This is a genomic window from Rhodococcus sp. KB6, from assembly GCF_001445685.1.
GTDB lineage: Bacteria > Actinomycetota > Actinomycetes > Mycobacteriales > Mycobacteriaceae > Rhodococcus_F > Rhodococcus_F qingshengii.
On the sequence record NZ_LNAK01000024.1, the window covers coordinates 60,193 to 83,206 of the forward strand.

The following is a 23,014-nucleotide window of genomic DNA, read 5'->3' on the forward strand; positions in this document are numbered from 1 at the left end:
CCGAACACCGACTTACACGTGGACCTGTCCCCACACCGACATATCAGGGTGTACGCGGGCAACAAGCCCCAGAGAAGGGGCCGCTGCCGCGCCAAGGGCGGGCTGCGTCAGCCCGAGGACGCCGCGCAGCGACCCCTCCGCTCGAGTCTCGTGCCCCGAATCCGTGGTGTCAGGCGGGGAGCTTGGAAGCCAGGACGTCGAGCTTCTCGATCGTGGGTTCGGAGAACAACGTGCCGGCGTTTTCGCCGAGTGCTACCGCCACGGGTCCGGACAGGTGGGCGTCACGTCCGGCGTCGTCCGGAAAAACGTCGAAGATCCCGAACGAGGACGGGCCGAGGCGGATCGCGAACCACGCGACGGTGGCCTGCTCACCCTCGACAAGCCCACGGCCGCTGTCAAGGAAGTCCCTCACCTCGTCCTCCTTCCCGGGCAACGCGTCGAACCTGACCAGCAGTCCCTTGGTCACACTCATGACGACACCTCTTCCTCTCGTACGGTCGCGGGAAGCGCACGCGTTGAATGTCGCCGACGAGTGACCCCCCATTGGTTACCGGCTCTCTATGGGGGAGATCGTCGAGAAAGAACGACCCTATGAAGGCGACCCACAGGCCCCCGAGCAGTACGAACGCTGCGACGACCAGGGCGGAGGTCGGCGAGTTCGGTGAGCCGTCGACCAATGTGGTGCTGGGGACGGCGATCGCGGCCAGCGCGGCTGGTCCAGGAACGGCGCGAATGGAGCTCAGAGTTGCACTCACAAAACCTACCGACTAGCCGTCGGCCGCGCGCTTCATCAGTGCAACCCGCCGCCCAAACCCCCTTTCGCGACCAGCCGCCACGCCGCCGCACCTTCATCGTCCCCACGCCTATCCGCCTGACGTAATCTATATTATCGGCGTAATCAATTGCGCTGCACCGTATTTCGTCACCAGTGACGAAAGGCAACCGGAATTACGCTCGGTTCGCTGGCCACAAGGCCGTCAGGAAGACCCCGGGAGTTGGCCTCACCAATGCAGTCAGGAACGTCGAGTCGTGGAGCAACGAGTGCGTTACTTGTACGCCCGAAACGCGCTCCATCAGCGCCATGACGGCAGCTTCGGTGTGTACGGTCGCCGGAAACTCTGCTTCCTCTGAGAGGCGCCCAAATCCGCCGATCTCTTCTAGCCAGGGCACTACGGCGTCCGGGTCCGTCCCTCGACGGCCGCTCGGAATATGGTGGTCAAAAGCGCACTTGACCTGGCCTTCGTGGTACCAAAGGAAAGTACCGCGGCCGTGCGCCTGCGGGCTGGTACTGCCGCTTGCTGCTGTCGCGGTGGCGGCGACCCCGGCGAGTACTGCCAGACCGAGCGCGACGCCGATTTGCTGGGCTGTGTTGAGCAGTGCCGAGGCGATACCGACCATGTCTGCGTCGACCCGGTAGACGGCGGCTTGGGAGAGCGCGATGACGCCGAGCCCGAAGCCGAGGGCGATGGCGAGCATCGCGGGGGCGAGTCCGGTCCAGTAGTCGGTGTTGATGGTGATCCTGGAGAACCAGAACGCGCCGGCCGCTCCGAGAGTTGCGCCGAGGGCGGCGGCAGCGATGCTGGCGTTGCTCACTCTCAGCGGACGGGTAAACGCAGAGGCGAACTTGCGACGGATACGAGCAGGAGGCCACGGCTTGTATAACGATAAAGCGTTGCTGTACAACCATATCCACCGGTTCCGTCGAGCCGCAAGGTCAGACAATAGCCATCGGTGGGGTCGCAACGTGCGACTACCCACGTGAGCAGTGACCTTCGAAGCCATACCTTGCGCTTCCCTTAACCGGCCAGGAAAGGGAGCTGCTCAGCATGCTGCCAGAGGAAGCTTCACTATGACTAAGACCACGCCGTACGGCGCCGCGAACAGCGACCACGCTCAATGGTTTGCTGACCCTTCCGAACGACAGCGCCTGCAGATCACCGCCGTGGCGTCTGGCAGCGACGAACACTACTTGCGTTCTCGACGGTTTGGGCCGCAAGGCCCGATGGTAGGCGGCTGCGTGCGCCGATCTGGCTCGGTACCGCCCGGACGGCTCACGGTTGCGGGCGATCTCGCGTGAGATCGTCGACGGACTCCGGTTCAGGGTTGTCGCGATGTCACGAAGCGTGTGACCTGCGGCGATGCTGATGGCGATCTCTTCCCGTTCCGCGAACGTCAAACATCGGCCCTTGAGGTTGCGGCCACGCCGGGGACACACCCCACCACAGGCCGCAAGCCACCGAGCACCCTGTTTGCGATACGAGCCGGCCGCCTCGGCCGCGTCCGTGATGAACTCACCCGCAGCCATCCCCGCCCAGAACGTTTGAAAGATCTCCGGAACCATCCGATGAGAATATTTCACCACGTGCAACACCCTTTGATCAGTGGTGTTGCGATCACCGCACGAACCCAAGGAACGCCTACCGGCACCGTCCCGGAAAGGGGCGTTCACCGGCATAGGCAGTAGCTTCCGAACACGGGCCTACCGAACTGTCCGAAGCTGGGACAGCTGGCGGTGGCGGTTGTCACAAAAATGACTTCTCAGTGACCTGAACCACAGAAAGGTATGAGATGTCGACTACGGCTTCTGCGCCCACGGAAACTTCGGCAACGGAATCGCTCGAACTGGATGCGCTGATCATCGGCGCGGGGGTTGCCGGTCTGTACCAGCTGCACCAGCTCCGCGAACAGGGTCTGCGAGTGCGGGCCTACGACACCGCCGGCGACGTCGGCGGCACGTGGTACTGGAACCGCTATCCCGGTGCGCGCTTCGATTCCGAGGCGTACATCTACCAGTACCTGTTCTCGGAAGAGCTGTACAAGAACTGGAGTTGGAGCCAGCGTTTCCCCGGCCAACCGGAGATCGAGCGCTGGATGCATTACGTCGCAGACACCCTCGACCTTCGCCGCGACATCCAACTGTCCACCATGATCACCAGTGCGCACTACGACGAGCGGGCCGACAAGTGGATCGTGCGGACCGATCGCGGCGAGACGATCACCACCCGGTTCCTGGTCACCTGCAGCGGAATGCTCTCGGCTCCGATGTCGTACGTGTTCGAGGGCCAGGAAGAATTCAGCGGGCCGATCTTCCACACCTCCCGCTGGCCGAAAGAGGGCGCCGATCTCGACGGCAAACGTGTCGCCGTCATCGGCGTCGGTGCCACCGGCATCCAGGTGATCCAGACCGTGGCCGACAAGGTCGAACATCTGAAGGTCTTCATCCGCACACCTCAGTACGCCCTCCCGATGAAGAACCCCACCTTCGACGAGTCGGACGTGGCGGCGTACAAGAGCCGGTTCGCCGAGCTGAAAGAAACATTGCCGAATACGTTCAGCGGCTTCGAGTACGACTTCGAGCACGTGTGGGCGGATCTGACACCGGAGCAGCGCAACGATGTACTCGAGGAGATCTACGAGAACGGCTCGTTGAAGCTGTGGCTCGCCTCGTTCGGTGAGATGTTCTACGACGAGGAGATCAGCGAAGAGATCTCGGAGTTCGTTCGACGCAAGATGCGCGCACGGCTCCAGGATCCCCGCCTGTGCGACCTGCTCATCCCCACCGACTACGGCTTCGGAACACATCGTGTGCCGTTGGAAACGAACTACCTCGAGACCTATCACCGGCCGAACGTCGAGGCCATCGGAGTCCGCGACAACCCGATCACCCGGATCGTGCCCCAGGGCTTGGTCCTGGCCGACGGAACGCTGCACGAGGTCGACGTCATCGTCATGGCCACGGGCTTCGACGCCGGCACCGGATCTTTGACGCGGATCGACATCCGCGGGCGCGGCGGCCGGGCACTGAAGGACGACTGGAATCGCGACATCCGCACGACCATGGGCTTGATGGTGCACGGCTACCCCAACATGCTCACGACCGGTGCCCCTCTGGCGCCTTCCGCGGCACTGTGCAATATGACCACCTGCCTGCAGCAACAGACCGAGTGGATCGCCGAATGCATCCGGTACATGCGGGCGCACGACCACACCGTCATCGAGCCGACGCTGGCCGGTGAAGACGAGTGGGTCGCCCATCACGACGAGACCGCGAACGCCACGCTGGTCTCGAAAACCGACTCTTGGTACAACGGCGCCAACGTCCCCGGCAAGCCTCGGCGAGTGTTGTCCTACATCGGCGGAGTCGGCACCTATCGGGAGAAGACCCTCGCCGCAGCGGCCGCCGGGTACAAGGGTTTTCAACTGAGCTGATCCGACATCCACTTCATCGGCCCAAAGGAGGACGACAATGATCGAGAACCCGTACTACACAAACGAATTTCATGGCGATTACGAACTGATCGGCATCGGACAACTCGACTTGGAGGAAGGCGGTTCCATCCCCGACTGCCAGCTGGCGGTGGCAACCTTCGGCGTATTGAACGAGGCCAAGGACAACGCGATCCTCATCCCGACGTGGTATTCGGGTACACACCAGATCTGGCGGGATGTCTACATCGGCCCCGACCACGCGCTCAACCCGGAGAAATACTTCATCGTCTGCATCGACCAGATCGGCAGCGGGCTGTCGGTCTCCCCACATAATGCCGCCGGCGCCAACGCCGGTATTGCGATGTCGAAGTTCCCGCACGTCCGCATCGGCGACAACGTGGTCGCGCAGGAGCGACTGCTGCGTGAGCACTTCGGCATCGAACGCCTCGCCCTGGTGACCGGCGGGTCGATGGGCGCCCAGCAGACCTACGAGTGGGCGGTGCGCTTCCCCGACAAGGTGCTGCGCGCCGCGCCGATTGCGGGCACAGCACAGAACACGCCGGGCGACTTCCTCATCGCCGAGGCGATGCGCGAAGCGATCCAGTCGAGTCCGGGCTGGAACGGCGGGGAATACACCTCCAACGAACAGGTCGTCGACGGGCTCATCCGGCAGGCCCACATCTGGGCCATCGTCGGATTCTCCACCGAGTTCTGGAAGCATGAGGTGTGGCGGGCGATGGAGTTCGACTCCAAGGAGGCGTTCCTGAGCGGATTCCTCGAGCCCTACTTCACTGCGATGGACCCCAACGCGCTCCTCACGCAGTCGTGGGCGTGGCAGCGCGGTGACGTCGCCCGCCATACCGGCGGTGACCTGGCGGCAGCACTCGGCCGCATCACCGCCAAGACCTTCGTCATGCCCATCGACGAGGATCAACTGTTCCCGGTCCGGGACTGTGTCCCGGAGCAGGAATTGATCAAGAACAGCGAACTGCGGGTCGTCGAGGACACCCTTGGTCACTTGGGTCTGTTCGGTGTTTCACCGACCTACATGCCCCAGATCGACCGGCACCTCGGGGACCTCCTCGACATCGAGGTCTGAAGCCGGGCCGGGCGCGGCGTCGAGCTTGATCGACACAGCCAGCTCATCCGCCGCGAACCACCCGGTCGCCCGAGTCCAATAATCCTGCTGTCTGACAACCCTTTCGGAGAAAATCGATGCATCATCTGATCGTCTGTTACGGCCACCCGGACGAACCCGCGTCCTTCGACCAGTACTACAGCACCACCCATCGCCCACTGGCCGACAAGATCCCCGGTGTTCGCACCTGGCACGCCGGCAAGGTCAGCGCCCTCGACCAGTCGCAGGCGCCCTACCACCTCGTTGCCGTCTTGAGCTTCGACTCCCGGCAGGCACTCGACGACGGACTCGCCTCACCCGAAGGGCAGGCCGCCGCCGCCGACATCGGAAACTTCGCCACCGGCGGAGCCACCCTGTTCGTCACCGACGACTTCATCCCCTCCGCCTGACCTGAGGCCGCGCACATCCCGGACCGTGAACGCCCCGCGGTCCGGGATGCGCCGTTCGGTGGCTCCGCCAACCACCCGTCACACGCAATGTCCGCTCTCTGGCGGGTCATTTCCGAATACGGAGCGAAAGCCCTGTTCACCGCCCCTACCGCGCTGCGCGCGGTCAGAAAGGTGGATCCCGAGGCGGCCAAGGTGGCGCACTACGATCTGTCGAAGTTCCGGTCGTTGTTCCTGGCCGGTGAGCGGCTGGACCCGGAGACCTACCGGTGGGCGCAGGCCAAGTTGGGTGTACCGGTGGTCGACCACTGGTGGCAGACCGAGACCGGATGGCCGATCGCGGCGAACCTGCGCGGGTTGGAACCGATGCCGATCAAGGCCGGTTCGCCGTCGGTGCCGGTGCCCGGGTACGACGTGCGGATTCTGGACGAGGACGGCAGCGAGATGGGGCCCGGTCAGGAAGGCGCGGTCTGCCTGAAGCTGCCGATGCCGCCGGGCACCTTGCCCACCCTGTGGGGCGCCGACGAACGGTATGTCGCGTCCTACCTGACGCGGTTCCCTGGCTACTACCTCACCGGTGACGGCGGATACCTCGATGAGGACGGCTACCTGTTCGTGATGGGACGTACCGACGACGTGATCAACGTCGCTGGGCACCGGCTCTCCCCTGGGTTGATGAAGGCGGTGCTGGCGGCGCACCCGGCGGTGGCCGAGTGCGCGGTGATCGGCGTGGCCGACCGGTTGAAGGGTCAACTGCCGCGCGGGTTCGTGGTGCTCAAAGATGGAATCGACATCGATCACGACACGCTGCAGGGCGAGTTGATCGCCGCGATGCGTCGAGACATCGGCGCCGTGGCAGCCTTCCGGCAGGTGACCATCGTGGAGGCACTGCCGAAAACGCGGTCGGGCAAGATCCTCCGCAAGTCGATGCGGGCCATCGCCGACGGCCACGACGAGCCGGTCCCCTCACCATCGAGGACCCTGCGGTGCTCGACGCGCTGAGACCGGCGCTCCGCGGCGAATAGCTCGGCGCTGCGAATCCGCAGTGCCGGCATCCGCCCGGACGGTCGGTCGCGGGTCGACGCAGGTTTCCGATGTCCTATTCTGGGACACTCAGGGAAAGTGACCTGCGACACAGTAGTGGGGTGCGTCGGAGACACCAGGACGGAGATTTGATGGACAGCGACCCTAGGCGGCGGCGAGTGACTACCGATCGTCGCCCCGCTTCATCCCTGTCCGCAACGGACGAGGTCTCCAGCTTCATCGCCCAGTCGTGGCAGCGATCTCGTCAGGCGGGCGTGGTGCCGGACGGTTCGAGCCCTCCTCGTCTCCAGTTCGTCGAAGACCTCGACCTGCGTCGCCGGCTGGTGCAATGCGCCTCACCGATCCTCGATCGCCTGCACGACGACCTGTCCGGAATGTCACTCAGCGTCGCGCTGACCGACGAGCATGCCCAAGTCATGTTGCGGCGCGACAATGATCCTGTCCTTGCCGCCAAGCTCGACAGCGTCTATTTCGCGCCAGGGTTCAACTACTCCGAGAAACTCATCGGCACCAATGGCGTCGGCACCGCCCTCGAGACCGGCATGGCCGTCTACGTCGACGGCCGCGAGCACTTTCACGAGGCAATCCACGATTTCACCTGCGCCGGCGCGCCCATCCACAATCCGATCCTCGGACGTGTCGAAGGATTGATCGATATCAGCGGTCTCGCCCGAGAGGCGAACCCGCTGATGCGTCAACTCGCGCTCGGGGCTGCACGGGACGTCGAGTCGGCACTGCGTTCGACAGGATCGGCGAAACAACAGCTCGTGCTGGGAGAGTTCCTCGCAGCCTGTCGACGTCGACAGGTCGCTGTGTACTCACTGAGCTGCGGCGTCTTCATGTCGAACACCATCGGTTCTCGCCTGCTCGATCCGATCGACGAGGCGTTCCTCCGCGAGGAAGCACATTCGCTGCTCGGCCCCTCGCGGATCACCCAGCTCGCCCTTCACCTCCCCTCGGGCGGCACCATCACGGTCAAGCGCAACATCATCGAGGATGGTGCCGAGGTCGCGGGAGTGATCCTCGAAGTCGAACGGCCGCCGCACACCAGGTCCTCGACCACGCACCACCGCAGCCTTCCTGCGCTGCCCGGATCGACCGGATCCTCACCGCAATGGACCCGGTGCAGCAGGGAGCTGATCTCCCTGGCATCCACCGATGCCAACACGATCCTGCGGGGAGAAGGTGGAAGCGGCCGGCTCACCCTTGCGCGCGGGGCACATCTGTACAAGAACCCACAAGCTCCGATTGCCGTCGTGGACTGTCACCCCGTGGAATCCGTCGAGGAACGCCTGAGAAACGCGCTGGATTCCGCCGCCACCACCGTCGTTCTCCGCGATATCGACGTGCTCGACGCCCGCCTGGACCAGGCCGTCTCCGATGTGGTGTCCGCCGATCAGCGCGGCTATCCGGCGCGGTGGATCATTGCCACCTCGTCCACCGATGGAGATCGGCTCCTTCACTCCGCCCTTGCTCGCAACTTCACCACGACAATCGATGTCCCCGCGTTGCGACACCATCCCGACGACATTCCGGCAATCATTCGAATGTGCTTGGGGCAGCTCGCACCTCACCGCGACGCCGACATCCCCGACGACGTGTTACGGGTGCTGAAGAAATACCACTGGCCGGGAAACATCGCCGAGTTGGTGGACACGCTCAAGCACGCTCTGCACGCCAAGCCGGCGGGGGTGATCACCGCAGTCGATCTGCCACCCGCACTCAGTTCGGCGCCTCGGCGGACGATGACGGCGATGGAGAGCGCCGAACGTGATGCCATCGTGGTGGCGCTCCGTGAATGTGGCGGCAATCGCGTGGCGGCGGCGAAATCGCTGGGGATCGCCCGGTCGTCGCTCTATCGAAAGATCGACACATTCGGCATTCAGGTGTGATCCCCTTGGCGGGTCACACCATGAGGTAAGCCACCATGTCCGAATCCCCTTTTGATGCCAGGTCGAGCCGCACAGGTTCCACTGCGCCGGAGGCCGTCTCTTTGCCAGCACGAGTCGGCGAAAGCCGAAGTTCCAACACCTCCGGACCTCATTACTGGCTGGACTGTTCGACGCGTGAGTACCAGCGCCTCCGCAATTGCAGACGACTCGCAGCGGCCCGCGCCAAGGACGTCACCGACCCACGGGTGAAGTTGATCCAACTGGCACAGACATTGTGCCATACGGGGGCATTCCTGCCGAGCAGATCTTCATCACCTACGGGATTTCCCGAGGGCAGTCCAATGAACGACTCCGACATGCCCTGATAACGCTGAATGGCACTGTCACGTTGATTGAAAAGTATAGCGGCACAGTTGGTTTTTGAGATGATGCTATGGACCACCCTCGAGTTGTTCGCTTTTCAGACGGCAACGTCGATCGCGGTGACTTCCCGCCAGACCGCGAAGCGGTCGGCCATCTCGGTACGCCATTCGGGCGCCGAGAGCCGGTGCCGGCCCGGCCGGAAGTGCGGTGAGATCGAACTGAACGCGGACAGGAACCGTTGCGCGTGCCCGGGTGATGTGAACCGTTTCATCGCCCGCTCGCGCTGCCGGGTCGGTTGGTGCGAGTTCTCGGCTCGATTGTTCAGATACTTCGAGCGGCGATGCTCGACCGAGCCCAGCAACTCGCGGTGCGCGACGGTGTAGCTGGCCAGTTTGTCGGTGACAGTACCCGCGGCACATACTCCAGGCCTTTTGAGCAGGCGACGGAAGAACTTCTTGGCCGCAACGACCCCGCGTGGGTGGACGAGTTCGCCGAGCGCTGGGGCAACGCGTGGAACGCCCACGACCCCACACAGGTCCTCGAGCTGCTCACCGACGACATCGTCTACGACGACTCCGCTTGGCCCAAGACCATGCGCGGCAAAGCCGACGTACGCGAATTCCTCGACCACGGCTGGCGCGCGTTCCCCGACCTGACCTTCGAATTAATCGCCGGCCCACATATCGCGGGTGACGGCCCCCGCGCCGCCTACTGGTGGAAGGCGACCGCCACCCACCAGGGCCCGCTCGACCCACCTGGCATCCCCGCCACCGGCAAACACATCGATTTCGACGGCGTCGACATCCACGAATACCGCGACGGCAAAATCGCCACACTCCGGATCATCGTCAACATGAACGACATCGCCATACAGCTGGGCCTGGTCCCCGAACCCGGAAGCACCGCAGAAAAGATCATGGTCGGCATGCACAAACTCAGATCCCGCTTCACCCGCTCCTGAGCCGCGGCACATCCCCTCAGTCCGGGACGTGTCATCTTCCCCGGGCAGAGCGTGCCACCACGACCGCAATTCTTGCCGAAACGCTTATCCAGCGGGCCGCGGGCACCACACGTCCGAGTCATTCACAACAGACGGAGTGATCGCATGACCGACCTCAACCAACCGACAGCAGCCGCCGTGCGCGAGCAACTGGGCACCCAGGCCGACGTGCAGCTGCACCTCACCAACGCCGCCGCGGTGCTCCGGGACATGATCGTGTGAGCACCCCCGCCGACCTAGACGTAGCGAAGCGACACGAAATCGCGCCCTCCTGAGCGCCCGTGACGGACTGCTTGTGATGCGCCCAGGTGTTCACCGCCTGCACCATTCAGAACGCCGTCCCCCGCCACGTGCTGGCCCGGCGGTCGCGCCGGTGCAGGACGCCGTCAGAGACGCAGGCTCAGCTTATTGTCGACATATGCTGCTCGGCTACGCGCGGGTTTCCGGGACGGACGGGAACCCCGACCATCAGGTCGCTGCGCTGCGGCGCGCCGGGGTGGCCACCGAGAACATCCACATCGATCACGCCGGCGGGGCCAAAGCCTCACGGCCGCAGTTGGATCGGGTGCTGCAGCGCTTGCGCGAGGGCGACACCCTGGTGATCACCCGGCTGGATCGACTCGGTCGCTCGGTGCCGCATCTGATCACCCTCGGGGCCGAGCTCCGCGAACGGGGGGTCGGCTTGACGGTCCTCGAGCAGGGCATCGACACCGCAACGGCCGAGGGTCGTGCCATGTTCGGGATGTGATTTCCTCCATGACGGGTGGTGTGGGGGCACGCGCGAGCTGCCTGGGGACGGGGCTGGTGAGCGGTGGGGAATGGATCTCCTCGGTGGACCTCGAGAATGCGCTCGTGCTTCATCCTGCTGTCTCGGAGGCCGCCGTCATCGCCATACCGGACGACACATGGCAGGAACGCCCCCTCGCGTGGCTCCGGCTGGACGCCGACGTGACCGACGAGGAGCTCCGGTCGTTCCTGGCGACGACGCTCCCCCGGTTCTGGCTGCCCGATCGCTTCGTGAGAGTCGATGAGATCCCCAAGACTGCGGTGGGCAAGATCGACAAAGCCGACATCAGACGACAACATCGGGAAAACACAGGTCGGCCCACCTCGGCAGACCCGGCGAGCACAGTCTCCGATGGTCGCGACCACAACGTTGCAGTCATCCCCACCGGGTCCGGGACAGTGGGCGGACTGTAGCAAAACGGGACACTGCCACAGATGTGAGCCAGGTTACATTGCGAGGGGGATCAGCTCAGAAAATCCCCTGACCAGTGATGTAAGGTGGCTATGAGTATCGACAAGGCGAGCCGCGAGCCATGGAACGAACGTGAACGATTCTGGACATCAGCGCCATCACGAGAGAGCCAGGCGTTGAGCACCCTCCGACCCGAGATCGAGGCGTCGTGGCGGCGGTGTGAAGTTATCGGCGTCTCGTCCGGCGATGGCGACCTTCCCTACACGCCGGACGTCGATCGCGACAGCCGGTTGAGGAGAGCCGCCGATCCCGTGATCGACAACCTCGTCCTGCACCTGCAGGACGCCCCCGCGACCATCCTGCTGGCCGATTCCGCCGCTCAGATCGTCGACCGCAGGGCGGGCGACGCAGGGTTGCGAGCGCGTTTGGACCGCGCCTACGTCGCACCCGGTTTCCGCTATGCCGAGGAGGACACCGGCACCAACGGGATCGGCACCGCGTTGGAGGAGCGACGACCGTTCCAAGTCAGCGGTGGTGAGCACTTCCGTGAGGCGCTGCAGAGCCTGGCGTGCGTCGGCGTCCCTATCATCCATCCGATCACCCGCACCGTGGAGGGCATACTCGACATCACCTCCAACCTGTCGGACTCCAACGCGCTGATGGGCGCCCTGGCGCAATCAGCCGTTCGCGAGATTCAGTCGCGCCTCTACGCCGAGTCCTCCGATCGCGAGCAACTGCTTCTCCAGTCCTTCCTGCAGGCCTCTCGACGCGGCTCCTCTGCAGTGGTGTCCTTGAATCAGGATGTCATCATGACCACTCCGATGGCCGCGCAGATCATCGACACGTCCGACCAGGCGCTCTTGTGGGATTGGGCATGCCGAATGCTGGCCGGCCGCGACGAATACATCGGGGAAGTCAGACTCGCCGACAACGTCACGGTTTCCGCAACTGCACGTAGAGTCGGAGACTCCCGAACGCCGGCGGGCATCATCATCGAGATGCGGCCACATCCCCGCGATACGAAGAAGTCGTACGCCCGTCAATTGGCGTCGGCCTCCTCCGTCGAAAGACGCACGGAGACTGTCAAGATCCCCGGCCGCAGTTTGTCGACGAAACGACTGCAGACCGAGCTCGAGCGGCTCGCCGCGATCGACGCACCTGTGCTCGTCACCGGAGAACCCGGCGCCGGCAAGTTCTTCGCCGCGAGCGCCCTCCACCGGATGCAGGATGCCGACGGCCATTTCACCGTGTTCGACGCTGGTACCGCCTCCATCGACCCCGACGCGTGGATTGCCGGACTGGTCAATTGGAACAAGGTCGACGGAGCCCTCATCATCCGGCATCTCGATCTCCTGCCGGAACAACTGGTCTCCAACGTCTGCGCGGTCCTCAGCGAGGCCGTCGACCATCGCGCCCACATCATTGCCACCGCCGGCGAAGGGATCCGCCAAGGCCCCGCCGGACGACTGTGCGATCACTTCATGCGCCGCATCGAGATCGATCCACTGCGACATCGGTCCGAAGATATCGCCGACATCAGTGTCGCCCTACTACGTAAGCACTCCCCGGACCGCAACGGCCTGCGACTGCAACCCACTGCTTTGCAACTGCTGCTCGCGCGGGACTGGCCGGGAAATGTCAGAGAGCTCGAATCGGTTCTGGCGTCCTCGCTCCTGCGGTCGATGGGCTCCGACATCGGAGTGCAGCATCTGCCCGACGGATACCGCGACGGTGATCTACGCCGCCGAAACGCCTCGACCTCACTCGAATTGGCGGAGCGCGACGCGTTGCTCAGGGCACTCGTCGAGACCGAGGGCAACAAACTACTGGCTGCGCAACGCCTGGGGGTAGCTCGCTCCACCCTCTACCGCAAAATGCGCGCCCTAGGAATCGACGGAAGCCGGTTCCTTCCGCAGTAGTGCCAGTCGACGACGGGACCGTGCCGATCGAGACAGAGCGTCAGTCACCGGCTCGCGCCCAGGCCTCGAGCATGCGCCGGGCAATCGAGACTGCGCCGGGCAACAACACGTGCGCAGCCGCCGAGCTCGTCCAATCCCCGGCAGCCAGAGCCTCCCGTACCTCCGCGCGGGTGCACCAGAGAGCGTCGCCGATCTCGCCGTCCCTGAAGACGAGCTCGTCGCGAGGGTCGGCGGTGGCATGGAATCCGAGCATGAGGGAGCGTGGGAAGGGCCAGGGCTGACTTCCGACGTAGACCACGTCGGAGACGACGAGACCGACCTCCTCCGCAACTTCCCGTGCCACACAGCTTTCCAGAGACTCGCCCGCCTCGACGAAGCCCGCCAGCGTCGAGAAGTTCCGTGCCGGCCAGTTCGCCTGACGCGCCAGCAGTACTCGGTCTGCCCCGTCGTGCACCAGACAAATGACCGCGGGATCGGTACGCGGATATTCCTCCCGGCCGCACGCCGTGCACACGCGCATCCAACCACCCGAGGTGATCGTTGTCGGCGCTCCATCCCGCGCGCAGAAATGGGCGTCGTCCTGCCACGTCAGCAATGCCAACGCTGTGACATACCGGTCGGCGTCAGCAGCATCGAGGAATGCTCCGTGTGAGCGCAGGTCACCGACCTCGACCTCGGTTCCCGCAGAGGACTTGTCAGCGAGGAACTCGTCCCGCACCGCCCACTCGTGCACCGTGCCACAGACGCCGAGGAGCACGGCGCGCGCGGGAGGCTCGGAGTAGAGGTCGGCGGCCGGTTCCAGCATCAGTTGTCTGTCGACGAGCCGGACCTGACCGCGACCGTTCACGCGAAGCATTCGGGCATCCGGCCACGCCTCCACCCACCCAGCCGCGTCGTCCCGCACCGAGACGGGACGGCTCAGGGCACCACGTGACGGGGCCTGCCCGGTGTGTTCGACACTCACCACTGGATCACAACTTTCGGAAACGAGCGACACTGTCGACCGGACCGTCGTTCGACGAACGACGGTCCGGTCGCGCCTATCGCGAGGCGAATTCGATCTGAACGGACGAATACGATTCGGCCATCACCGAAATGAATTCCTGGACGAGGCGCACATGATCGGGATGTGCCAGGTATGTGCGAAAGTCGGGGACGTCTTCGAAGGTCGCGGAGATTGCGTAGTCACCACTGCCGGGCTTGAGGGCCAGATCCCTTCCGTAACGGTATTCCACGACCTCCGGAATCTTCTCCGAGACCGCGCTCAGAGCTTCATGAAAGGACTGAATGTGCTCGTCACTGACGTCCTGCTTCCATTTGAACGTCACAACGTGATTCAACATGGTGAGAATCCTCCCTGGATTCGTGATTCGAACGTGGCATAGTCGGAACCGGTTGCGTTCCCGGCCGGATCAGTACAGAGATTGCTCCGACAACGCCACCGTCTCCGGAGCGTTCTCCACCATGGGGTAGTGCCCGGCTTTGCCCCGAATGGTCTTCAGGTTCCCGTTCTTCAACGCCGCCAACGTGTCCCCGAGGTACTCGGCAGTGACGAACGGGTCGCTCTCACCCACGATCAGGGTGGTAGGCCCTTCGTAGATGCCAATCCGGTCGAGGAAGTCGGGACTCGTCCAGTTCTTCAGGTAGGACTCCCACGTTGCCTGATCCATCGTCGAGCGGTTGCGGTCGACGAGGTTCTTCAGATCTGTCTCGTCGATGTATGGTGCCAGCGCGCCACGGATGGCTGCACCCGGGTCGGCCCAGGCCCCGGCAAAGGAACCGTAGGTCGCCTCGTCGAGAGGGGTACCTGCCGGGGAGACGGGCGTCAGTGCGACGACCGAGGTCACGCGTTCAGGTGCGAGGGTCGCCACCCGAAGCGCTGTGGTGCCCCCCATCGAATGTCCGAGAACGGAAAAGGTCGACCATCCGAGCTGATCGGCGGCGTCGAGGGCGACCGCGGCCATCCCGTCGATTCCGTCGGCCGGTGGCTCGGGACGGTTGACCCCGTATCCCGGAAAGTCGAGGTACGCGTAGGTGAAGCGGGACTGATCCGTCCGGGCGCGGGCGGTGAGCCATACGCTGCTGTCCAGCGCCCAGCCGTGCAACACCAGGATCCGATGGTCACCGCTTCCTTCGATCGCTGCAATCGCGTTCACTGGCGTTCCTCTCTGTCGGCGACGCTGAAATTCCAGCCGTCTGTTGATCACTCCGAATGAAACTAGAACCGCAGGGCGTCGGCGTGTCCGATTGTGAAACACACGCCCGTGACACCCGGGGGCGCAGGTGCGTGTGTGATTTTCGGACACTCCCCGCGCCGAACGCACCCATAGGGTGGCTCCACCTGCCGGCTGAACAGACCTGCCCACGACATGAAGGAGAACACCATGGCACTCGATCCTGCGGTCAAGAATTTGATAGACACCCTGCACGAGCAGGGACTGAAGTCGTTCGAGCAGATGAGCATTGCTGAAGCCCGTGAGGTCGTCGAGTCCTTCAGCGGCCTCCAGGCACCGAAGGCGGACGTCGCTCGTATCGTCGACACGGTCTACCCCGGCCCCGGTGGCGACCAGGCAGTGCGTCTCTACATCCCGGAGTCCGAAACACCTCTGCCGATCGTGGTGTACATCCACGGCGGCGGCTGGGTCGCCGGCAGCCTCGACGTCACCGAGCAGCCATGTCGCGCGCTCGCCGCCGACGCGAAAGTCATCGTGGCTGCACTGAGTTACCGGCTGGCTCCCGAGCACAAGTTTCCTGCCGCACCCGACGATGCGTTCGCGGCACTGAACTGGGTCGTCGAGCACGCAGCCGACTTCGGTGGCGACGACACGCGCGTAGCCGTCATGGGTGACAGCGCCGGAGGCAACCTGGCCGCGGTCACAGCCCTCCGGGCACGCGACACCGGCACCCCGGCACTGCGCGCTCAGGTATTGATCTATCCGGTCATCGACGGCACGGCACGATTCCCGTCGCGCGAGGAGAACGCCGAGGGGTACCTGATCACCACGGCAGCCATCGACTGGTTCTGGGAGCAGTACCTGGCCACCCCGGAAGACGCCGAGAATCCGTACGCCTCCCCGGCCAAGGCCGCGGATCTGTCGGGGCTTCCCTCCACCCTGCTGTTGCTCAACGAATACGAGGTCACTCGGGACGAGGGCGTGGACTACGGCCGGAGGCTGGCCGACCAGGGCGTCCCCGTGCAGGTCGAACTGTATGAAGGCCTTGTCCATGCCGTGTACTGGATGACCGGCGCCATTCCGCGCAGCGCCGAACTGCACGGCGCCGTCGTCGAATTCCTCGGCAAGCAGTTCGCCGACTGACCACGGTGTCCCGGATCGGCTGCATTACGGTCGTACGCCGCGATCGGACCAACTCCGGGCACCCTGCTCCAAGAGGGCGACCAACCTGTCGCGCTCCTTCGTGATCACGGTATGAGGTGCGATGACACCGACGGCGGCGACGGTCTTGCCGTTCTCGAGAACCGCGACCGAGACACCGTCGCCGTCGGTCGACTCGTTAGGGGAGGCGCAGATTCCGGTCTGTTCGATCTCCGGTAGGGCAGCGAAGAACCGCTCGACAGTGTCGCGATCCTCGTCGGGCAGAGTTTGGATGTACGCCCAGAGGTCGCGCTTCTCCATCCCGGCAAGCAGTATCCAGCCGCCGGAGGTACGGATGAGCGATCGCCTCACGTAATTCTCAGCGAGGTACGCGAACCGCGGGTCGGAAGAGCAGTAGTCGACGTAGAAAATGTTCGGACCGACGGCGATCGACAGCACGGTCGTCAAGCCGGAACTCGCGTGGACGTCTTCGAGGTCGGCGTGCGTGACCGTCGAGACTGGCTGCCGTCCGGCGAGGCGGTTGAGTAGATACGGGGCACTGCCGAGCGAGTACCGTCGCTCGTGCTCCTCGAGATAACCCGTCGCAACGAGACCGTTGACGAGACCTTGCGTCGAACTAATCGGCGCGTCCAGCTCTTTGGCCATCCCACTCAAGGTGAGTCCGGTGCGGGATCGGGCCACGAGCTCGAGAATCGCAGCAATGCGGTCCACGGTCCGATGGCGACTGCGGCCTCGAACATTGAGGGCGTCATCTGATTGCAACACATAAATTTACGTATATAAGCAATCCGAAGCTTGCGCCGAGAGGGAAGAGGCGCGACAAACCTGGCGGGATCGAGGAGGTGGGCGGCACAGATGGTCGATCTCGCCGCCCGATCCTGGAGTCGATGGCAGGCGGGCACCGAATATCCCTGTCCAACACTAGGACTAACTCAAGCCGTCACTGAGTTCCACACTGATTTTCCGGTGAATGGTCGAATCACACTCCACGGCATAGACGAGCGATCTCGCCGGCACACCCGCGCTCCACTCACGACCTACGTAACATACTCATGCGACAGCCGTGGGCCAATCTGTCTTTCCCGCAAAGACTTTGAAACCCAGCTTTCGTCAGCAGGCATGACCGTCGCCCCGGTCCCGACGTCATTTGTTGAGCGAGAAGGGTACGGGGTTGGCAGCTGTGACTGTGGCTGGAACTACAGAACAAGTCGAGAGCGTTGGTAGAGTCACATCTTTCGCGCCGCACAGATGCGCGGCGAACAAAGCTGTGCCAGTGAGAATCCCCTGCATGGGGAAAGACGGAACTTTACTGCCACGGCTTGACTTCTGTTCAAAGTTTTCCACCGATCCGGAGCTGGGTGCTCGACATCGTCGGCCTGTACTGGCATCCACCGACAACGAAATCGTGCTGTGCGTGGACGAAGAAGTCGCAGATTCGGGCCCTGGGCCGGACCGCGCCGATGCTGTCGATGCGGATCGGCTCGCCCGGGCAGCGCACCCACGACTACACCCGACACGGCACCTCCACCCTGGGGGGGTACCTCGCTGGACGGAGTCCTCGGGGGAGTCGCCGCCCTGGACATCGCCACCGGCAGGGTCACCGGGCTGCGCAAACCGCGACATCGCCATCGGGAGTTCCTTCTCTTCCTCAAACACCCCGCCCGCGCCTACCCGGAGCGGGAGCTGCATCTAGTGATGGACAACTACGCCACCCACAAGAAGGCCGAAGTCTGGGCGTGGCTGGCCGAAAATTCTCGTATCATGTGCATTTCGCGCCCACCTCGGCATCGTGGATGAACCTGGTGGAGGTGTGGTCGGAATAATCGAACGGCAGGCCATCCACCGCGGACCTGCGGCTCCGTCAAGGAGCTGACCACCAAGTCCGCGCCTTCATCAACGGATGGAACACCCGCTGCGCGCCGTTCGTCTGGACCCACACCGCCGACCAAGCACATACCAAGGCAAACCGTAAAGATACTTCAACAACGAGCCACCAGGGACTGAGCGTGCCGCATTGGCGTTAGACGCCGACGAGAGGGCCTATGACTGGATTCCATTGGTAAATGTGCTGCTCTACGACCACACCCTGCTTGACGTAAGGATCCTCCGCAAGCAGAGAACGCAAGTTGTCTTCGCTGACCGCTTGGAAGACCAGTAGGGCTCCGGCGCCGTCGGCCCAGGCGCCGGCCTCCTGCAGCACGCCTCGGGCAGCGGCATCCTTGACGAAAGTCAGGTGTTCGGCATGCGCAGCCTCTTTGACCGAGGCATCGGTGGTATACGACCAGATCACAGCGAACAAGGCCATGGTTACTCCTCAAGCGGGGGAAAGGACATGAAACGGCTCCGAACATGCACATCGAGTGCGCACCTGAGAGCGCGTCTGAGAACTCCGGGATAGGTCACGCCGTGCGGGCGAGTCGGCGTGACATGGTGGCGATCATGGCGATGTAGACCATCGCTTCGTGATGGTCGGGCCGCGTCTCGTAGTCACGGACACAGCGCCGGTGTTTACAGATCCAGGCGAAGGTTCGCTCGACTACCCAACGCCGGGGAAGAACCTTGAACCCTTTAACATCGTCGGTGCGCTTGACGACCTGAACCGTCAGGGACACAACCCGTTTCGACCAGTCTATCAGCCGTCCGGCATAGCCGCCGTCCGCCCACACCAGGCTGATCGTCGAGAATCGGGCACGCAACGCGGCCAGCAGCCGGATGGCACCGTCGCGGTCCTGAATCCCGGCCATGGTTACCACGACCGCCAGTAGCAGCCCGTTGGTGTCGACCGCGATATGACGTTTGCGGCCGTTGATTTTCTTGCCCGCGTCGTATCCTCGGCTCGACCGGGCCACCGTGTCGGCGCCCTGCACCGACTGGGAGTCGACGATCGCCGCGGACGGCAGCGGGTGTCGACCGCCCTGGACCCGCGCCCGATCACGTAGCGCGAGCGGCGGCCATTGGCGAGTCGGGAGGAGATCGCTGAGTTCGAGACCGACGTGCTGTCCGGGTTCGTGCTCGCTCGAGCGGCTGCCGGCTTGGCGGACAGCACGATTCGCGCCGACGTGGCCAACCTGGAACAGGTGCGGGCATGGCTCGGACGCCCCTTGTGGGAGATGGGGCCTACTGATGCGGACGGGTACTTCGGCAAGGTGTTGCGGCAGTCGGCGAAGAACACGCGATTGGCCCGCGCGCAGGCACTCAAGACATACTTCTGTTTCCTGGAATTGCGTCACAAGGTTGAGATCCACGCCCTGGCCGCATCGCTGAGTGCCCGATCGACGAAATCAACCCCCTCGCGGTCAACAACGGGCATCGTTGCGGATTCCGCCCAGCGCAGAGCAGGTTCATCGGTTGTTCGCGGGCTGGCGGCAGGATCTGGTCAGCTGCCGAAAGTTCGCACCGACAGCACGCAACTTCGCCGCCGCTCGGTTGATGGCTGACGTAGGGATCCGCATCAACAAGACCCGCAGCCTCGACTTGGCCAACATCAAGTGGGATCTCGGCCGTTTCGGCAAACTCCATGTCCGCAAAGGGAAAGGGTCCCGAGGTAGCGGGCCACGAGAGCGGATGGTGCCACTCATCAACGATGCCGGGCGCACCCTGTGCTGGTATGTCGAGGACGTCTGGGGACATTTCGGTGATAATCACGATCGGCCCAGTGCGCCGTTGTTTCCGTCCGAACGCAAGAACACCGACAGCTCGGCTGCCCGGATCAGCAGCGAGACGCTCCGCGCCGCCTTGGCGGAGGCAGCGGTCAGGCACTTGCCGGACTGGCCGGACAGGCTCACCCCTCACGTGCTGCGACACTTCTGTGCCAGCCAGCTCTACCTGGGCGGCATGGATCTGGTCGCGATCCAACAGGCCCTCGGTCACGTCTGGATCGCAACCACAATGCAGTACGTCCACGTGCACCGCACCCATATCGAAGACGCGTGGATCGCCGGCCAACAGCGTGCCGAGCGACGCCTGGAAGGACTGCTGTCATGAAGTGGAACCTGCGGCTGGCCGCCGCGAACCGCGGAATCTGGAAGGCCAGCGAGCTGCAGCGCATGCTCGCTGACCACGGGCTGGCCATCAGTGCCGGGAAAATGTCGGGCATGTGGTCGACCGACTCGTTGGCCAGCATCAAACTCGCCGACCTTGACGTCATCTGCACCGTGCTCGGCTGCGAGGTCGGTGAACTACTCATTCCCGAGCCCGACAAGGTCACTCGCACAGTCGATCACGAACATGAGGGTCCGCTCGTTGCGGCCTCATCCGGCGGGCCCGCGGTGGTCCCCAAACGCAGGGACGGTCGCTCGCTGCCGCCAGTCTGATGGGCGGGATCTCACCGGGCAAGCCGGCGTCCAGCTGCTTCGAGTGCTTCGCCTGGGGTGTGCTGCCCGGCTACTGTTGCCGAGCCTGCTACACCTTCCGCAACCTGCATCCATCGGGCCGCTGCACGGCCTGCCGGAGAACAGTCCCGATCAAGGAAGGTTACTGCCGCTTATGCCGGCTGCAGGCACTCACCGATGCCAAAGCCGCCGGGAAAACTGCAGTCTCCGAACCGTTTCTGCGTGCGGTGCGCTACCAGCAGCTGTTCTTCGCCCGTATGCATCGCGACCATTACCGTATCCCCGGACGAGAACGATTAGGCAAGCGCGGAACGCGGGGTCTGCGCCCCACACTCATGGGTGCCGAGCTTCGAGATCCAATACGGGCCGGGGCCCAACTCCAACTTCCGCTCGATATTCGCCGCGACTACACCCGTTTCGATCGCCGGAGGGACGCGGATCTGGCCAACCCCACCCTCATTCGCGGCCGCCGCGTCGTCCAGGATGTCGATGAGGCCCGCGGGTGGTCGCACGCACTCATCGCCGGCGTCGACCAGGCGCTGGTCGTCGTGCTGTCCGGTCATACCGGTGATGAGAAGATCCGCTACTCCGAGCTGATTTCCGCGGTCCGTCATCGCGGTCGGGTCGCGGATATCCTCAAGGAACTCGAGCTGCTCGACGACGACCGAGTGCTGGCGTTCGACACGTGGTTGGAGCGCAAACTCGACGGCATCACCCCCGGCATCCGGCGCGACGTCGAGGACTGGATCCGCACACTCCACGACGGCGGGCCACGAACGCGTCCCCGCGACCCGAACACCGTGTGGGGCTACCTCAACAGGATCCGACCAATCCTGCTCGGCTGGTCGCATTACTACGACCATCTACGGGAAGTCACCCGTAACGACATCCTCGCAATCGCGAATACCTTGCAGGGCAACAAACGTCGACACACGCTCAGCGTCCTGCGGTCCCTCTTCAGGCACTGCCGGAAGAACGGCATCATCTTCCGCGACCCGACCACGCGCATCCGTGTTGGACCGAACAACTACCGCGCCATACTGCCATTGGACGACAACGAAATCGCCGAGGCCACCGACGCGGCGATCACACCAGCGACCCGCCTCGCCGTCGCCCTGGCCGCCATCCACGCTGCCCGCACCAAGGACGTCGGCGAGTTGCTGCTCGACGACATCGACCTCGGTGACCGTCGGCTGACCATCGCCGGCCGATCCCGACCCTTGGACGACCTCACCTACCGAGCGCTGACGGACTGGCTGAGCTACCGACGCACCCACTGGCCCAACACAGCCAACCCCCACCTGTTGGTCAACCGCGTGACCGCAGTGCGCACGTGCCCGGTCGGATCTGGAAGTGCGGGCGGTCGATTGAGTGTGACAGTGGCAGAGTGTGGATCACCCGGGCATTCTGGGGGCTTACCGCCACCCTCGATCGTCTGCACGTCGATCGTCAACTCGAAGAATCACTCACACACGGCCCGGACCCACTGCACCTCACCGCGGTGTTCGGATTCAATCCGGGCACCGCGATCCGCTATGCCGCCGCGGCCCGGCACCTACTCGAGAGCCCCGCAGAACACCACGATCTCCACAGTTGACCGCGAACCCACGCACTATCATCGGTTCCCGAGCCCGACCTGTCCTCAAGTTCGCGCCGAATTCCTTCAGTTTGGCTGAACTCCAGGCTTTCGGAAGTCCCATACCGATGTCGCCTTCGCAGCGCGAAGTCATCGATACCGAGCACCGTCACCACGCCGGTTGGAGGGTCTGGCAACGCTCGGACCAGCCGCAACAGAGTAGAACTCCGACCGAAACTCCCAGCGCAGACGCCAACCTCGATCCAGCTCGTCCAGCCAACGCCAGCTCGATCTTCTCGAGGATTCCGCGCAGCAGCGGAGTAGTTGTGCATAAGCCTTGGTCAGTCCGTCGATCTGCTCGACAAATGTGCGTCGGTCACAGCCGCTGTTCGAGCACAGAAACCGACGTACCTGCAAGACAACGTAACTCGATCGGCCAGCTATAGCCGTATCGGCGAGCATGCGTTCGTACCGACTATGCACTCGTTTCGAGGAAACACCACAGATAGCGTCCCATGGAGTGGTGTACTTCGGATCGGTGAACCATCAGGTTCGTGATCAACGAGTCGTGTTGTAGGTTATGCGGTTTCGAGTTCGGGTGTCAAAGATTCAGTCGTTGCTTC

General features: G+C 63.8%; 21 protein-coding genes and 4 pseudogenes. 14 read left to right on the forward strand and 11 right to left on the reverse strand.

Features of this window, described 5'->3' with window-relative positions; translation table 11 throughout:
- Positions 1 to 169: 169 nt before the first annotated feature.
- The 3 genes and pseudogenes from ASU23_RS05480 to ASU23_RS33220 all read right to left on the reverse strand — a co-directional run.
- Positions 170 to 472, reverse strand: a complete 303-nt coding sequence (locus ASU23_RS05480) for a putative quinol monooxygenase (protein WP_058037489.1) — start codon at positions 470 to 472, stop codon at positions 170 to 172.
- 476 nt (positions 473 to 948) lie between these two features.
- Complete coding sequence (locus tag ASU23_RS34475) at positions 949 to 1,593, reverse strand: DUF6461 domain-containing protein (protein ID WP_058037491.1); 645 nt, start codon at positions 1,591 to 1,593, stop codon at positions 949 to 951.
- A gap of 463 nt (positions 1,594 to 2,056) precedes the next feature.
- A pseudogene (locus ASU23_RS33220) lies at positions 2,057 to 2,341 on the reverse strand (helix-turn-helix domain-containing protein); the annotation flags it as partial.
- Positions 2,342 to 2,568: 227 nt separating this feature from the next.
- Here ASU23_RS33220 and ASU23_RS05495 point away from each other — a divergent pair.
- The 5 genes and pseudogenes from ASU23_RS05495 (at position 2,569) to ASU23_RS05515 (ending at position 8,669) form a co-directional block, all read left to right on the forward strand.
- Positions 2,569 to 4,209, forward strand: a complete 1,641-nt coding sequence (locus ASU23_RS05495; RefSeq protein ID WP_058037492.1) for an NAD(P)/FAD-dependent oxidoreductase — start codon at positions 2,569 to 2,571, stop codon at positions 4,207 to 4,209.
- A 37-nt stretch (positions 4,210 to 4,246) separates the two neighbouring features.
- The gene (locus ASU23_RS05500) at positions 4,247 to 5,308 is read left to right on the forward strand and encodes an alpha/beta fold hydrolase (RefSeq protein ID WP_011600043.1); all 1,062 of its coding nucleotides are present in this window, start codon (positions 4,247 to 4,249) and stop codon (positions 5,306 to 5,308) included.
- Between the two features lie 116 nt (positions 5,309 to 5,424).
- Positions 5,425 to 5,736 (forward strand): EthD family reductase, encoded by a 312-nt coding sequence (locus tag ASU23_RS05505; RefSeq protein WP_005564687.1) that lies wholly within the window; start codon positions 5,425 to 5,427, stop codon positions 5,734 to 5,736.
- A gap of 93 nt (positions 5,737 to 5,829) precedes the next feature.
- Positions 5,830 to 6,758 (forward strand): annotated as a pseudogene (locus tag ASU23_RS05510) (AMP-binding protein); the annotation flags it as partial.
- Positions 6,759 to 6,935: 177 nt separating this feature from the next.
- Entirely contained in the window at positions 6,936 to 8,669 is a 1,734-nt protein-coding gene (locus ASU23_RS05515) for a sigma-54-dependent Fis family transcriptional regulator (protein ID WP_253741217.1), read from the forward strand.
- A 460-nt stretch (positions 8,670 to 9,129) separates the two neighbouring features.
- Here ASU23_RS05515 and ASU23_RS05520 read toward each other — a convergent pair.
- Positions 9,130 to 9,495 (reverse strand): annotated as a pseudogene (locus tag ASU23_RS05520) (DDE-type integrase/transposase/recombinase); the annotation flags it as partial.
- A 15-nt stretch (positions 9,496 to 9,510) separates the two neighbouring features.
- On the opposite strand from ASU23_RS05520, the gene ASU23_RS05525 reads away from it, so the two are divergent.
- The 4 genes and pseudogenes from ASU23_RS05525 (at position 9,511) to ASU23_RS05540 (ending at position 13,149) form a co-directional block, all read left to right on the forward strand.
- The gene (locus ASU23_RS05525) at positions 9,511 to 9,993 is read left to right on the forward strand and encodes an ester cyclase (protein WP_058037507.1); all 483 of its coding nucleotides are present in this window, start codon (positions 9,511 to 9,513) and stop codon (positions 9,991 to 9,993) included.
- A 457-nt stretch (positions 9,994 to 10,450) separates the two neighbouring features.
- Entirely contained in the window at positions 10,451 to 10,780 is a 330-nt protein-coding gene (locus tag ASU23_RS05530; protein ID WP_253741219.1) for a recombinase family protein, read from the forward strand.
- 53 nt (positions 10,781 to 10,833) lie between these two features.
- Positions 10,834 to 11,232, forward strand: a pseudogene (locus ASU23_RS05535) (acyl-CoA synthetase); the annotation flags it as partial.
- Positions 11,233 to 11,322: 90 nt separating this feature from the next.
- Positions 11,323 to 13,149, forward strand: coding sequence for a sigma-54-dependent Fis family transcriptional regulator (locus ASU23_RS05540; protein ID WP_253741221.1), 1,827 nt, complete (start codon positions 11,323 to 11,325; stop codon positions 13,147 to 13,149).
- 40 nt (positions 13,150 to 13,189) lie between these two features.
- On the opposite strand, the gene nudC is transcribed toward ASU23_RS05540, so the two are convergent.
- From nudC to ASU23_RS05555, 3 genes are all read right to left on the reverse strand, one after another.
- The gene (nudC, locus tag ASU23_RS05545; protein ID WP_058037496.1) at positions 13,190 to 14,116 is read right to left on the reverse strand and encodes an NAD(+) diphosphatase; all 927 of its coding nucleotides are present in this window, start codon (positions 14,114 to 14,116) and stop codon (positions 13,190 to 13,192) included.
- 73 nt (positions 14,117 to 14,189) lie between these two features.
- Positions 14,190 to 14,492 (reverse strand): Dabb family protein, encoded by a 303-nt coding sequence (locus tag ASU23_RS05550; protein ID WP_058037497.1) that lies wholly within the window; start codon positions 14,490 to 14,492, stop codon positions 14,190 to 14,192.
- A gap of 69 nt (positions 14,493 to 14,561) precedes the next feature.
- Positions 14,562 to 15,305, reverse strand: a complete 744-nt coding sequence (locus ASU23_RS05555; RefSeq protein ID WP_058037498.1) for an alpha/beta fold hydrolase — start codon at positions 15,303 to 15,305, stop codon at positions 14,562 to 14,564.
- A gap of 228 nt (positions 15,306 to 15,533) precedes the next feature.
- Here ASU23_RS05555 and ASU23_RS05560 point away from each other — a divergent pair, with 228 nt between their 5' ends.
- Positions 15,534 to 16,466 (forward strand): alpha/beta hydrolase, encoded by a 933-nt coding sequence (locus ASU23_RS05560; RefSeq protein WP_058037508.1) that lies wholly within the window; start codon positions 15,534 to 15,536, stop codon positions 16,464 to 16,466.
- A 24-nt stretch (positions 16,467 to 16,490) separates the two neighbouring features.
- On the opposite strand, the gene ASU23_RS05565 is transcribed toward ASU23_RS05560, so the two are convergent.
- From ASU23_RS05565 to ASU23_RS05575, 3 genes are all read right to left on the reverse strand, one after another.
- Positions 16,491 to 17,246, reverse strand: a complete 756-nt coding sequence (locus tag ASU23_RS05565; protein WP_058037509.1) for an IclR family transcriptional regulator — start codon at positions 17,244 to 17,246, stop codon at positions 16,491 to 16,493.
- A gap of 1,258 nt (positions 17,247 to 18,504) precedes the next feature.
- Entirely contained in the window at positions 18,505 to 18,789 is a 285-nt protein-coding gene (locus ASU23_RS05570; RefSeq protein WP_058037499.1) for a YciI family protein, read from the reverse strand.
- Between the two features lie 94 nt (positions 18,790 to 18,883).
- Complete coding sequence (locus ASU23_RS05575; protein ID WP_253741225.1) at positions 18,884 to 19,384, reverse strand: IS5 family transposase; 501 nt, start codon at positions 19,382 to 19,384, stop codon at positions 18,884 to 18,886.
- 54 nt (positions 19,385 to 19,438) lie between these two features.
- Here ASU23_RS05575 and ASU23_RS35270 point away from each other — a divergent pair, with 54 nt between their 5' ends.
- From ASU23_RS35270 to ASU23_RS33885, 4 genes are all read left to right on the forward strand, one after another.
- Entirely contained in the window at positions 19,439 to 19,921 is a 483-nt protein-coding gene (locus ASU23_RS35270; protein ID WP_306300760.1) for a hypothetical protein, read from the forward strand.
- Positions 19,914 to 20,468 carry a site-specific integrase gene (locus ASU23_RS35275; RefSeq protein WP_306300761.1) on the forward strand — a complete coding sequence of 185 codons (555 nt, stop codon included), beginning with the start codon at positions 19,914 to 19,916 and terminating at the stop codon, positions 20,466 to 20,468. The genes ASU23_RS35270 and ASU23_RS35275 overlap by 8 nt, the downstream gene beginning before the upstream one ends.
- Entirely contained in the window at positions 20,465 to 20,797 is a 333-nt protein-coding gene (locus ASU23_RS05585) for a helix-turn-helix transcriptional regulator (RefSeq protein WP_058037500.1), read from the forward strand. The genes ASU23_RS35275 and ASU23_RS05585 overlap by 4 nt, the downstream gene beginning before the upstream one ends.
- 275 nt (positions 20,798 to 21,072) lie before the next feature.
- Positions 21,073 to 22,491, forward strand: a complete 1,419-nt coding sequence (locus ASU23_RS33885) for a hypothetical protein (protein WP_156423104.1) — start codon at positions 21,073 to 21,075, stop codon at positions 22,489 to 22,491.
- Between the two features lie 50 nt (positions 22,492 to 22,541).
- Here ASU23_RS33885 and ASU23_RS35280 read toward each other — a convergent pair whose 3' ends face one another.
- Positions 22,542 to 22,853, reverse strand: a complete 312-nt coding sequence (locus tag ASU23_RS35280; protein ID WP_322943162.1) for a hypothetical protein — start codon at positions 22,851 to 22,853, stop codon at positions 22,542 to 22,544.
- Between the last annotated feature and the right edge of the window lie 161 nt (positions 22,854 to 23,014).